The 12,809-nt window shown below is 39.1% G+C and carries 9 protein-coding genes; 4 read left to right on the top strand and 5 right to left on the bottom strand.

Annotated elements, in window-relative coordinates; genetic code table 11:
- Position 1: 1 nt before the first annotated feature.
- Together IGI50_RS16975 and IGI50_RS16970 are read right to left on the bottom strand one after the other, a co-directional pair.
- A complete protein-coding gene (locus IGI50_RS16975; protein ID WP_222226998.1) occupies positions 2-1,156 on the bottom strand; it encodes a M20 metallopeptidase family protein in 1,155 nt (384 codons plus the stop codon).
- A gap of 247 nt (positions 1,157-1,403) precedes the next feature.
- The gene (locus IGI50_RS16970) at positions 1,404-2,798 is read right to left on the bottom strand and encodes a glycoside hydrolase family 1 protein (protein ID WP_438777793.1); all 1,395 of its coding nucleotides are present in this window, start codon (positions 2,796-2,798) and stop codon (positions 1,404-1,406) included.
- 186 nt (positions 2,799-2,984) lie between these two features.
- Here IGI50_RS16970 and celB point away from each other — a divergent pair, with 186 nt between their 5' ends.
- Together celB and IGI50_RS16960 are read left to right on the top strand one after the other, a co-directional pair.
- The gene (celB, locus tag IGI50_RS16965; RefSeq protein WP_218257501.1) at positions 2,985-4,256 is read left to right on the top strand and encodes a PTS cellobiose transporter subunit IIC; all 1,272 of its coding nucleotides are present in this window, start codon (positions 2,985-2,987) and stop codon (positions 4,254-4,256) included.
- A gap of 99 nt (positions 4,257-4,355) precedes the next feature.
- A complete protein-coding gene (locus IGI50_RS16960; protein WP_218257500.1) occupies positions 4,356-5,075 on the top strand; it encodes a GntR family transcriptional regulator in 720 nt (239 codons plus the stop codon).
- Positions 5,076-5,134: 59 nt separating this feature from the next.
- Here IGI50_RS16960 and IGI50_RS16955 read toward each other — a convergent pair whose 3' ends face one another.
- Genes IGI50_RS16955 through IGI50_RS16945 form a run of 3 tightly spaced genes read right to left on the bottom strand, consistent with a single transcriptional unit; the run spans position 5,135 to position 9,044 of the window.
- A complete protein-coding gene (locus IGI50_RS16955) occupies positions 5,135-5,374 on the bottom strand; it encodes a hypothetical protein (protein WP_438777792.1) in 240 nt (79 codons plus the stop codon).
- A complete protein-coding gene (locus tag IGI50_RS16950; RefSeq protein WP_438777791.1) occupies positions 5,368-7,101 on the bottom strand; it encodes a hypothetical protein in 1,734 nt (577 codons plus the stop codon). The genes IGI50_RS16955 and IGI50_RS16950 overlap by 7 nt, the downstream gene beginning before the upstream one ends.
- A 14-nt stretch (positions 7,102-7,115) precedes the next feature.
- Positions 7,116-9,044, bottom strand: a complete 1,929-nt coding sequence (locus IGI50_RS16945) for an adhesive domain-containing protein (RefSeq protein WP_438777790.1) — start codon at positions 9,042-9,044, stop codon at positions 7,116-7,118.
- A 623-nt stretch (positions 9,045-9,667) separates the two neighbouring features.
- On the opposite strand from IGI50_RS16945, the gene IGI50_RS16940 reads away from it, so the two are divergent.
- Together IGI50_RS16940 and IGI50_RS16935 are read left to right on the top strand one after the other, a co-directional pair.
- Positions 9,668-11,299 carry a malolactic enzyme gene (locus tag IGI50_RS16940; protein WP_438777789.1) on the top strand — a complete coding sequence of 544 codons (1,632 nt, stop codon included), beginning with the start codon at positions 9,668-9,670 and terminating at the stop codon, positions 11,297-11,299.
- Positions 11,300-11,438: 139 nt separating this feature from the next.
- Positions 11,439-12,761, top strand: coding sequence for a 2-hydroxycarboxylate transporter family protein (locus IGI50_RS16935; protein WP_010743724.1), 1,323 nt, complete (start codon positions 11,439-11,441; stop codon positions 12,759-12,761).
- Positions 12,762-12,809: the final 48 nt, after the last annotated feature.

The following is a 12,809-nucleotide window of genomic DNA, read 5'->3' as shown; positions in this document are numbered from 1 at the left end:
ATTAGTTATCATTCAATCCAGCAATCAAATTTACATAGGTCTGAATTCCCAAAAGCAGATTTACTTCATCGAATTTCATCTTTCCACTATGTAGTGGATACGTATAGCCTTTTTCCTCATCTCGAATACCCAAGAAGAAAAACATCCCAGGAATTTCTTGCTGATACATCGAAAAATCTTCTGCAATCAAATATGGCGGTGTTTCTACATAATAATCCGCCGCAACCTTTTCCAGCGTCTCAACCATTTTCGGATCATTATCCACCACCCGATACATATGGTTAAAATCAACTATTGCCTCGCAGCCATAGCCCTTCGCTATTTCTCCAGCCAACAGCTCCGTTCGACGAACCACCTCATCATAAACTTGATCATCAAAGGCTCTCATAGTTCCATGCAAAACGACTTCCTTCGCTACGATATTCATCGCTTCTCCGCCGTGAATCGTGCCGAAAGTCAAAACGACATTGTCTAAGGGACCAATATTTCTGGCTAAAATACTATTTAGCCCTGAAATGACGCCGCCTGCAGCAACAATCGCATCTTCTCCAAGCTGTGGCTGAGCACCATGAGTACTGACTCCTTTGATCGTGATCGTCACCTCGGCATTACGAGCCATCATCGGTCCTGGCCGACAAGAAATTTTCCCCGCTGGCAAATCTGGAAAGACATGCAAACCAACGATTTCTTCTACACCTAATTTTTGCAAAATACCCGTTTTCATAATCAATTCTGCGCCACCAGGTCCTTCTTCAGCGGGTTGAAAGACAAAAACAAGCGTCCCCTGAACTTTTTCCGGGTGCTTATGCAAATAAGCGATAAACCCCAGTAACGTTGCCATATGACCATCATGCCCGCAAGCATGCATTTTCCCCGCTGTTTTTGAAGCAAACTCATAGCCTGTCTGTTCTTCGACCGGCAATGCATCAATATCTGAACGAAAAGCCAATGTTTTCCCTGGTTTTTCTCCTCGTAGGACTGCAATCGTACCTGTTTCAATGACTTCATACGTTTCACTGACACCATAGGATGCCAATTTTTTTCGAATATATGCAGCCGTTTGCTTTTCTTCCAAACCTAACTCAGGGATTTGGTGCAGCTCTCGACGCATGGTAGTAACTAACTCTTCTAGCTCTTTGACTTCCGTATCGATCATCGTCTCACTCATTTCCATAGAAATTCTTAGAATAATGCCCTTTAAATTAGAATCTCATTGATAGTTTCTCATATTATAGTATAGATTGCTTCTTTGGTCATCAATTTGTTTCGCAAATTTTCAGTATATAGAAAGAAAATTTCTCAATTTTGTCTGCTTAGAACGTTTGTGGTAAAACGCAATAAACTTTTCTTCTATTAATATAAAGAACTAGCGAAAGCACTAAAATAGTGTTTTCGCTAGTTCTTTATTCTGTAAAGCCATGATTATCCGCTACGGTTTTAAACCAGTGACCGGATTTTTTGATCGTTCGCTTGCCATCATTTTTTATATCCACCGAGATAAAGCCATATCGATTTTTATAGGCATTGGTCCATGACCAATTATCCATGCAAGTCCACATATGATAACCTAAACAATTGGTTCCTTCTTGGATCGCTTGATGAACATATTTCAAATGGTCTGAAACAAACTCAATGCGATAGTCATCCTCAATCTGACCATGCTCGTTAATGTAACGCTCTTCGCCTTCGACACCCATCCCATTTTCAGAGATGAAACAACGAATATTTCCGTAATTTTCTCGTACATTCGTCAAGATATCATAGATACCTTTTTCATAAATTTCCCATCCACGATAAGGGTTGATTTTTTTATCTGGCATATCATAATAATCAAAATAATCATCAGGCATGGGGCCATGTGTAGGATCAACCAGTGTTTCCTTTGCTTTGATCCGTCTCGGTTGATAGTAATTAATTCCCAACAAATCAACCGTATTATTTTTGATGATTTCCAAATCTCCCTCCTGTATCTCTGGCACGATCCCTAAATCCTTCACCACTGCGATTAATTCTTTAGGAAACTCACCCTTCACTGCAGGATCTAGAAAAGAACGATTGAAAAAGGCATCTGCCATTTGAGCCGCTTTTACATCTGCTGGATTGTCCTCATCCCTTGGATAGCTAGGAGTTAAATTCAAAATAATACCAATTTCTCCAGCTAGTCCCATTTCATGATAAGCCTGTATCGCCTTTGCGCTGGCCAAATTTTCGTGATACCCCACCATCACGGCTTCCTCCATAATGACATGGTTCGGATAATGAAATTGATAAAGATATCCGCCTTCCACCGGAACAATTGGTTCATTATGCGTAAACCATTTTTTTACACGATCACCAAATAACTCAAAGCACGTTTTCGCATAAGCTACATAAGCATCAACTGTCTCTCGATTTGTCCATCCACCTTTTTCTTGAAGTGCTAAAGGCATGTCAAAGTGAAATAGATTTATAAAAGGTTCGATACCGTTTGCTAAAAGCTCATCAATATAATGAGTATAAAACCTAACCGCCTCTTGATTAACTTCTCCCACCCCGTCTGGAATCAAACGACTCCATTGAATAGAGGTTCGGAATGAATTATGACCCGTCTGCTTCATCAGCTTCACGTCTTCTTGAAATCGTTCATAAACTCGAGAGGCTTTATCTGGACCTACTCGATCAAAAAACTTCTCAGGCTCTATTTTGTACCAATGATCCCAAATATTTTCACCTTTGCCATCACCTTCAAATCTTCCCTCCGTCTGTGGTCCACTTGCTGATGATCCCCACCAAAAATCTTCTGGAAATGTATACTTCATCGTTTCTTCCTCCTAAATTTCAACATCTATTCTGCTTCGAAACAAAATGACTCTTTATCTCTCTTACCAATCATAACAAATTAAAAATAAAAATCAATCATTTTAAAAACTATGACTAGACATAATTTTATAATCGTGTTAAATTATATCTGTAATCGATTACAAAAAATTTTAGAGGTGAATAGAATGAATGGGTTTATGGATAAACTGGCGGAGAAAATCATGCCTCTAGCAAATAAGCTAGGACAAAATCGCTACTTAACGGTATTAAGAGACGCATTTATGTTGTCATTTCCACTGACCATGTTTGGTTCAATCGTGGTTGTTATTAACAACCTACCCTTTTTTAACGACGCTACTAAAGGAATGTTATCTGAACTCTTTGGTAACGGTCAAAATGCGACGATGAGCATCATGTCTGTGTTTGTTACATTTGGGATTGGCTATTATTTATCAGAATCATATGAAGTAGAAGGAATTTTTGGTGGCGCTGTTTCTTTCGCCAGCTTTCTAATTTTGACACCTTTTGTAATGAGTCTAGAAAATGGTGAAGAACTCGGCGGTGTTCTTTCATTGGATCGGCTTGGTGCAAAAGGGATGTTTATTGGGATGATTGCCGCATTTATCGCAGCCGAAATCTACTGCCGAATTACTAAAAGAGGGTGGCAAATCAAGATGCCTGATGGCGTGCCGCCTGCAGTAACAAAATCATTTGCTGCTTTAATTCCTGCCGTTATGACACTTACTGTTTTCTTAATTGTCAATGCAATTATGACAGGCGTTTTCCATGCAAACTTACATGATGTTATTTACGAAGTGATCCAAAAGCCTTTGACAGGTCTTGGCAGCAGCCTACCCGCTACACTATTGGCTCTTTTCTTAGTACAATTTTTATGGTTCTTTGGTCTTCACGGACAAATTATTGTCAATTCAGTGATGGATCCAATTTGGAATACCTTAATGCTAGACAATCTGGAAGCTTATAAAGCGGGAGATCCGTTGCCTCACATCATCTCAAAACCATTTATGGAAACTTTTACTGTAGGACTGGGAGGTTCTGGTATGACCTTGGCTGTAGTTATTTTGATGGCCTTTGTCTTGAAGAAAAAACAATACCGTGATGTGGGTAGACTAGCTCTTGCCCCTGGGATTTTTAATGTGAATGAGCCGGCGATCTTTGGCTTGCCGATCGTATTAAATGCGACCATTTTGATTCCTTGGGTGTTGGCTCCTCTGGTCGTTACGACTATTAATTATCTAGTCATGGCTGCCGGTATCGTACCTCCACCAACCGGTGTTTCTGTTCCGTGGACTGTCCCTATCGTCGCCAGTGGTATTTTGGCTACAAATTCTTGGTTAGGAGGGGCATTACAAGTCCTTGATTTCATTATCGTCGGCTTTATTTGGTATCCTTTCCTACGCATTCTCGACAAGCAGCCGAATTTCGATATTGAATAATGAATAGTAAGTTAAGATAGACCTAAAAAGTTTGTCTTAACTTTTTTTATTTATTGTATAGACATTTAAACTTAGGTATAATCATATCGAGGTGATTACATGCCAAAATACGAAGAAATCGCTAATACATTACGAAACCGAATAAAAACCGAGACGTATCCTGCTGGCTCCTTATTACCAAAGCAAATCGAATTGGTGAAGGAATTTTCTGTCAGTCGCATGACTGTTCAAAAAGCCCTAGAGATTTTAACTCTAGAAGGATTGATTGCATCAAAAAAGGGAGTTGGGACAACCGTTCTACACCATCCTTTTTTAACAAAAGACACTTCAGCTTTATCCTACTATGAGGGGCTTAGCGCTGAAATGGAAAAAGCCAATCGAAAATTGGAAAGCCGTATCATCGAGTTTAATGTTGAGTTTCCCGATACAGCAATTCAAGAAAAATTGCATATATCTGAGGAAGAACCCGTCTATAATATCATTCGTCTAAGAGTATTAGATGATAATCCTTTCATTTTGGAACACACTTATATGCCGATCCAGGCTGTTCCTAACCTGAAAAAGGAGATTATTGAATCCTCAATTTATCAATACATCAAAAATGATCTTGGTATAAAAATTACCGGTGCTTACCGAACAATTCGAGCGGATAAAAGCTCTGAATACGATCAAAAGTATCTGGATTGCGCAGTAGACGATCCTGTTCTGGAAATTCGACAGATCGCCTATCAGCAAAATGGCGACCCCATCGAATATTCCCGCAGCCGAAATCGTTTTGATGTTCGCGATTATTCTTTCCTAGATATGAAAGGAAATTAGGCCGCAGCAAAAAGACCATAGGAGTAAGTTCCTACGGTCTTTTCTGTAAAATCTTTTCTTTACCACCTTCCACGCTTAAGCCTCGCTTTATTCACATATCGTTTTGCATTTTCTGGGATGCGTTCTGGAGAGTCATCGGTATCGACCTCCCAAGGATAAAGTCCGGCTTCATTTTTTTCATACTTACTAAAGTCTAAAGAAGCTGGCTTTTTCTTATGTTCCTCTTTTTTTCGTAATCGTGTAATTAGATAGGAAACAGCGATCAAAGCTAAAGCAATAAAACGAATTGTTCCTACCATAGTTTCTTCTCCTCCATTTCATGAAGCCTAAAATTAATCAATCCCGACAAAAAATGTTCCGCATCATCAATTCTCATCCTAAATCGATCATGCCTTGCAAAAAAACCATAGCTGATTTTACTAGGTTTTTTGAAAAACTGAGCAAACTCTGGAAACATGACCCCATTGGATAATTCATGCTGGACTCTTTTTTTCATCACAGCGTTTATTCGATCCTTTACCGCTAAAAACTCTTCCTCCTTTTGAAAAATCATTGGTTTCATTTCACTGACCGCAAGCTTGTTCACCATCTTTGAAGCAGCCACCAACAACTCCAACATAGTTGGGTAAGCAGTATCTCTTTTATCAATGAAGCGAATATTTCCTAATGCATTGTTTAATCCAAAACGATAATACTCCTTTTTTTCTTGATATTTTAAAAATTCGTTGGTGGCGTAGCTTAACCAATGATCGTGGTATTTTTGATAGTCATTTTCGATAAACTGCTTCATTAGTGCCTCGCAAGTTCTTAAAATCTTCTCTTCTCTAAATATCCCATATGCGCGAAGCAAAGCGAAAAGAATTTCACCATCATAATAAACAATTCTGAAAGTTTCTTTAATCGACAGATCTTCATTTAATACATGAATCGTTCGATTGTCCTTAGTCATAAATTTATCTTCAACAGACATAATCAATTTTTTCAAAAATGAATTAAACTGGGTGTCTCCTGTCACTTCAGTATATTTTGCAATTGCTAGAATTGCCGTTGCTTGAGCGCCTAGTTTATATTCAATCCTCGTATTTAAGGGCTCCCCTACCATTGTATAACCATGAATAGTTGACGTTAACTGTTGAATTCCCCAAAGAATTCCTTTGCTTAAATCGCTATATACACTTTCGGCCTTTAAGTATCGTGCAGCTTCACATAATGCATACAAAGAGGAAAAGTGACGGACCGAATTATAGCCTTTGATTTCCTGATCATAGCAGGGAAAATAACCATAAATGAATTGGCCGCTGGAGATTAACTGATTTTTTAAATAATCTGCCCCATGATGAATCACTAAATCAGTCATTTCTGCTAGATTTGAATACGTAATTGCTCTAACACGATTACCATTTCCATAATCCTTTAGAGAATAAGCTTGATCGGCCTCAAAATAGAAGGCCTGAGTCTCAAATATGTAAATAACCGCTTGTTCTAGGTAACTTAAATCAGAGTCTCTTTCTCCATACTTTCTTTTCACATAGCCGCGATAATTTTGTTCATTAATTGATAGTTCAGGAAGATTTCGTCCCACTCTGTGTTTTTTGCTTGGTTTTAAAATAGCATTTCCAGTTAATTCCTCCTTTAAAAAACTACGCTGTTTTTTTCCTACGACTCGAAAATTGAAATCCCCGTAGTTATTTCTTTTAATACGACCTATCACTTCTTTCAACTCTTCAAAACTTACAAGCTTTTCCTTAGTCAGTATATCCACTCTGAAATAGCTTTTTTGATCGAGCTTCTTTTCATTATAATAAGCTAAAAAATCACTCCAAACATTTTCATGAGTTTCTCCATATATTTCATTAACTTGCCCTCGGTTATCAAATTCTCCCCAGCTTACAATAATCAAAGGTACCACGTTTTCTTGTTTATTTTTTTCCAGAATATTTCTTACACTTTGAAATCGATTCTCAATTGTATAAATAGACAAACGATCACCCCATAATTGGTTGATGAAGAAGCGATACTTCTTCATCAACCGTCGATTAATTAGTTTTCTTTCTTATTTTTTCTAAATTTCCATATGCCTAAACCAGTAACAAAGGTGGCCAGAGCACCTAAAGCTGTTAACGCGCCACTTTGCTCTTCACCAGTTGCGGGGTACTGTTTCGCACTACTTGTATAGCCGGACCCTGTACCACCACCACTGGAAATATAACCACTACCGCCAGAGCTACGTGGAGGTGTCCCAAGATTATCTGCTAATAGAGCCACTGCTCTATCCCGATCCGCGTCGGCATCGGCATCAGCGTCGGAATCAGCATCGGCGTCGGAATCAGCATCGGAATCAGCGTCGGCGTCGGAATCAGCGTCGGAATCAGCGTCAGCATCAGCGTCAGCATCGGCATCAGCATCGGCGTCAGCGTCGGCGTCAGCGTCGGCATCAGCGTCAGCATCGGCATCAGCATCGGCATCAGCATCGGCGTCAGCGTCAGCGTCAGAATCAGCGTCAGCATCGGCATCAGCATCGGCATCGGCATCAGCGTCAGCATCGGCGTCGGCGTCAGCATCAGCATCGGCATCAGCGTCAGCATCGGCGTCAGCGTCAGCGTCGGCATCGGCGTCAGCATCGGCGTCAGCATCGGCGTCAGCGTCGGCATCAGTTTCATCATCATCCGGAATGATCGCTGGCGTTGGAAGACTAGGAATATTGTTTTGATCGTAAGCAATTAATTCGATTTCATCTAACGCATCAACATCGTCTGCAGAAACTAGAATCGTAAATCTACCCGTGCCATCTGTTTGACCTTCAGCTATTAATACATCGTCTTTGTAAATTCTAACTGTAGTATTCGGATCTGCGTAACCAGTAACTTCATAACCAGTTGATGAACTTCCTGTAACTGCGACATCATAGGGAGCAGTTACAGTCGCGGCTCTATAATAGATTGGCGTGTAGCCATCATTTCCAGATGCGATATTAATAGAAAGTACATTCGACTTGACAATAGTAGCCAAGAAGCCAGCTTCATAAGGATTACTCATATCTATTCCTTGATTGACTAAATCTTGATAAACAGGATCTGTAATGGTTGTAGGAAGTATGATTGTTGTTTGTCCTAAAACGCTAGCATCCACGAGATCGCCTAGTAATGTTGACCCAACATTTACCAGTGCTTCTGCAGTCTCAAATGTCGCGTTAAAAACTGGTTTGATCGTTAGGTTTAATGTCTGATTCAAAAGTGTTGCGCCCGTTCCAGTTATCGTTAATGCCTGAACTGCATTGTCCAAATCCGTCAATACTTCAATTAAATCTTGTCTAATAATTGTTTCTAATACCCCATCTAGATCGGCATAAATGTATTGATCTCCTTGCGCTTGTAATTGCAAAGCGACATCTGCCGCTGTCAGGCTACTCAAACTTTGTAGTTGATTTAGCTGAGCATATACGTCATCCAAATTGATATTAAGCAATGGATTTGAATTGATCAATGCATTGATTGAATTGATCAGAGTGGTTGTCGCACCATTGACAATTGATAATAATGGATCTAAGCCATTTTCTGGAAGTAATATATTTGTTGAAAACGTTCCCGTACCATTTGGTGTTACGTGGCCTCTTAATCCTTCAGGAACGGCCAATACAGCACGTCTATTCCCAGGAATAAGACTTAGATCAATACCACTGTCTGCCGAGATGGTAAAATCTACATTTCTACTAGCATTCTCAATTGGAAAAGGGTTCGCAATGCTTGTTCCACTTGAATTAGAAGAGGTTAAGTTGCTAAACAATTGACCATCTATAAGCGCTGCATAGACCTTAGTTGACTCGATTGAAAAAAACGGAGTTACTACAGAAACAGGTGCTAAACTTAATAAAACACCCGCTGCAACAGAAGTTCCTACATAGACATATTTTTTGGATCGTCGCCTCGCACGAGCTTTTTGATCCATCAGTTTTCGATAATCCTTTCTCATCGTAAATCCCCCTAAAAATTTGATGAATTGATTTCTTTGCTGGCGCCAGCAAAAAGATCCTACTTAAGTTAAGTGAAATCTAACAACAAATTAAAAATCAACCTAGAAAAATGCTTTGCAACAAATAACACATTTATCCCTTCTGTTAACAATTTTTAGGAGACCCTTATTATATTTTTTTGCATATCTGCGTTATGCTATTCTATTTTTTGGAATTAAATCTTCCAAAAGATGATTTAGTTAAAATATAATTTTTTATTATTAAACTATTCGCTTCTAATAAACGGTATTAAAAAAAGCTCCTTTTTATATTAGTTATTTTAAAATCCAACTTGCATCATATTTAAATAAAAAATCCTATTGGAACGGTGTTTTTCTTAAATTTCTACATAAAAGAAAAAATTGACGACTCATTTTATTTTTTTGCAAAGGTATTCAAAAATAATCTTTTATTTTTTTCAAATTCAGGATAAGCGAACAAATCTTTTCGTTTCCATACATTCATTAACAAGATAATCAAAACCTCTCATATAAACAATATTTATTGTTACCCAATATTTTGACTATAAACTTCCTCTCCTTTTATACTGCGCTAGCAATCAAATTTATAGGAGGATTTATTTATGCTTAAAGGTTTAAACCTATTGAATAATCCCTTTTTAAACAAAGGGACTGCTTTTACAAAAGAAGAACGGACAAAATATGGCATCACAGGTATGCTTCCTAGCACTGTTCAAACACTTGAACAACAATCTGTTCAAGCTTATGGACAATACCTAAGCAAACCATCTGATTTAGAAAAACGGATTTTCTTAATGAACATTTTCAACACAAACCGTACATTGTTCTACAAATTAATGGGGCAACATTTAGTTGAATTCATGCCAATCGTTTACGATCCAGTGGTTGCGGATTCCATCGAACAATACAACGAAATCTTCGTTGAACCACAAGACGCTGCTTTCTTATCAATCGATGATCCAGAAAGCATCAAAGACAGCCTAAAAAACGCTGCAGACGGCCGTGACATTCGCTTGATCGTTGTGACTGATGCAGAAGGTATTCTAGGAATGGGAGACTGGGGTGTTAACGGTGTAGATATCGCAATTGGTAAATTGATGGTCTATACTGCTGCAGCTGGTATCAATCCTGCACAAGTATTACCTGTTTCTATTGACGCTGGAACAAACAATGAAACATTATTGAATAATCCACTTTATTTAGGGAATCGTCATGCACGTGTTGAAGGCGATACTTACTATGACTTTATTGACCAATTTGTTGAAGCTGCAACAGATCTTTTCCCTGAACTGCTATTACACTGGGAAGACTTTGGTCGGGGCAATGCCGCTAACATTTTAGAAAAATATCAAGACAAGATCACCACTTTTAACGATGACATTCAAGGAACTGGGATTGTCGTACTTGCTGGTGTTCTAGGCGGATTGAATATTTCTGGTGAAGCATTGAAAGACCAAACAATCTTAACCTTTGGTGCTGGTACCGCAGGAGTTGGTATCGCAAATATTTTATTAAAAGAAATGGTTCGTCAAGGTACACCGGAAGAAGAAGCCCGGAAACACTTCTATCAAGTCGACAAACAAGGACTACTGTTTGAAGATACTGAAGGCTTGACACCTGGTCAAATCCCATTTGCTAGAAAACGTGCTGAATTTACAAACAGCGAAGCATTAACAAACTTAGAAGCTGTGGTAAAAGAAATCCATCCGACAATTATGATCGGTACATCTACGCAACCTGGAGCTTTCAGTGAAGCAATCATTAAAGATATGGCTGCCCACACTGCTCGTCCAATCATTATGCCTTTATCAAATCCAACAAAATTAGCTGAAGCGACAGCAAAAGATTTGATCGAATGGACAGATGGTAAAGCATTAATCGGAACTGGGATTCCTGCTGATGATGTTGAATACCATGGGGTTACTTATCAAATTGGTCAAGCAAACAATGCTTTAATGTACCCTGGCCTAGGTTTAGGCTTGATCGCTTCAACTTCTACTCGCGTAAATGATGAAATTATTTCTCAAGCAAGTCGTGCATTAGGCGGTATCGTTGATGTGACAAAACCAGGTGCATCTATCTTGCCTCCAGTAGCAAAAATTACTGAATTTTCACAAATCATTGCTGAAACAGTCGCAAACTCTGTTGTTGATCAACAACTAAACCGTGAGGAAATCACTGACGTCAAAGCCGCTGTCGAAGCTGCTAAATGGGTCCCTGAATACCAAGATTAGTCTAAACCATTCATCCCTCTCTCATTACTTGGTTTATTAGATAAATAGAAACACTCTCTGAATACGGGAGTAGATAAAATGCTACTCCCGTTTTTTATGGGATTAAACATCGCTTTACTAAAGAAAGGATCTTTTAATAATGGCACAAAAAGAAACATCAACTGCAATGCCAGTTGAAGAAAAAAAGACCGGCTTCTGGTCAACAAAAATTTCCGGTGTTAGCCTGCCTATTTACTTGATCATGGTCGTTGTTTTGATCGTAGCAATGGCCTTAGGAAAATTACCAACAAATATGATTGGGCCAATCGCTATCTTAGTTATTTTCGGGAACTTATTTCATTTTATTGGGAACAAAATTCCTATCGTCAAGAGCTACTTAGGTGGTGGATCTGTTTTTGCGATCTTCGCCTCTGCAGCGATTGCAACCTTTGGTATCTTACCTGATGCTGTTGTTAAATCGACAGAAAACTTTGTAACCAATATGGGCTTCTTGGATTTTTACATTGCCGCTTTGATTACAGGTAGTATTCTTGGGATGAACCGTAAATTATTGATGAAAGCCTCTGTTCGTTTTATTCCTGTCGCTCTTATTTCAATGGTTGTTTCTTTCTTCGCCGTAGGAATCGTCGGCATGCTGATCGGTAATGGTTTTGCTAATTCTGTTTTATACATCTCATTACCCGCTATGGCTGGTGGTGTCGGTGCAGGTGCCGTCCCATTATCAACAATTTATGCGCATGTTCTAGGAACGGATGCTTCATCCATTATTTCTCGTTTAATTCCTGCAACAGCGATGACGAATGTTTTAGCAATTATCGGTGCCGCTTTAGTTTCACGTGCAGGCCAGTCGTTACCAAAATTAAACGGTAATGGTAAATTGATGGAAAAAGGAGACCTTGGCGATGGCAAACCTCGGGAAGTAAAACCCGACATTGCTCAGCTTGGTGTTGGCTTGATGGTTGCGCTATCCTTCTTCATCTTAGGTCAAATCTGTAACTTCTTTGTTCCAAAAATCCATGCCTATGCCTTCATGATTATCATTGTCGTTATTTGTAAAATTACGAATATCCTACCTGAATATTATGAAGATGCAGCCATCATGTTCAACAACTTAATTGTTAAAAATCTTACTGCCGCAGTTCTTGCCGGTATCGGTATTGCTTTGCTGAACTTAAATGTTTTGGCCTCTGCTTTAACCTGGCAATTTGTTGTTTTATGTTTAACCAGTGTGGTGGTTATTTCACTTGTTTCTGGATTTGTAGGCCGTTTGTTTGGACTATACCCAATCGAATCAACAATCACCGCTGGCTTATGTAACAACTCGATGGGCGGAACAGGAAACGTAGCCGTGTTATCTGCTGCAAACAGAATGGAATTAATCGCCTTTGCTCAAATGGGTAACCGTTTAGGTGGGGCTCTTGTATTGATTATCTCAGGATTCTTAATGCAACTGTTCTCATAAACACGCTCTTCACAAAAAAATCAGCGATAGCCTTATAAGGTTATCGCT

Origin of the sequence: Enterococcus sp. DIV0170 (genome assembly GCF_051710765.1) — a bacterium.
Classification (GTDB): domain Bacteria; phylum Bacillota; class Bacilli; order Lactobacillales; family Enterococcaceae; genus Enterococcus_A; species Enterococcus_A raffinosus.
The sequence above is the reverse complement of the archived record's forward strand: the minus strand, read 5'-3'. Positions and strand labels throughout refer to the sequence as shown.

Excerpts from the sequence above, each read along its gene's own strand:
- IGI50_RS16975 (WP_222226998.1), bottom strand. The coding sequence starts at position 1,156 with ATGATCGATACGGAAGTCAAAGAGCTAGAAGAGTTAGTTACTACCATG.
- IGI50_RS16970 (WP_438777793.1), bottom strand. The coding sequence starts at position 2,798 with ATGAAGTATACATTTCCAGAAGATTTTTGGTGGGGATCATCAGCAAGT.
- celB (WP_218257501.1), top strand. The coding sequence starts at position 2,985 with ATGAATGGGTTTATGGATAAACTGGCGGAGAAAATCATGCCTCTAGCA.
- IGI50_RS16960 (WP_218257500.1), top strand. The coding sequence starts at position 4,356 with ATGCCAAAATACGAAGAAATCGCTAATACATTACGAAACCGAATAAAA.
- IGI50_RS16955 (WP_438777792.1), bottom strand. The coding sequence starts at position 5,374 with ATGGTAGGAACAATTCGTTTTATTGCTTTAGCTTTGATCGCTGTTTCC.
- IGI50_RS16950 (WP_438777791.1), bottom strand. The coding sequence starts at position 7,101 with ATGAAGAAGTATCGCTTCTTCATCAACCAATTATGGGGTGATCGTTTG.
- IGI50_RS16945 (WP_438777790.1), bottom strand. The coding sequence starts at position 9,044 with ATGAGAAAGGATTATCGAAAACTGATGGATCAAAAAGCTCGTGCGAGG.
- IGI50_RS16940 (WP_438777789.1), top strand. The coding sequence starts at position 9,668 with ATGCTTAAAGGTTTAAACCTATTGAATAATCCCTTTTTAAACAAAGGG.
- IGI50_RS16935 (WP_010743724.1), top strand. The coding sequence starts at position 11,439 with ATGGCACAAAAAGAAACATCAACTGCAATGCCAGTTGAAGAAAAAAAG.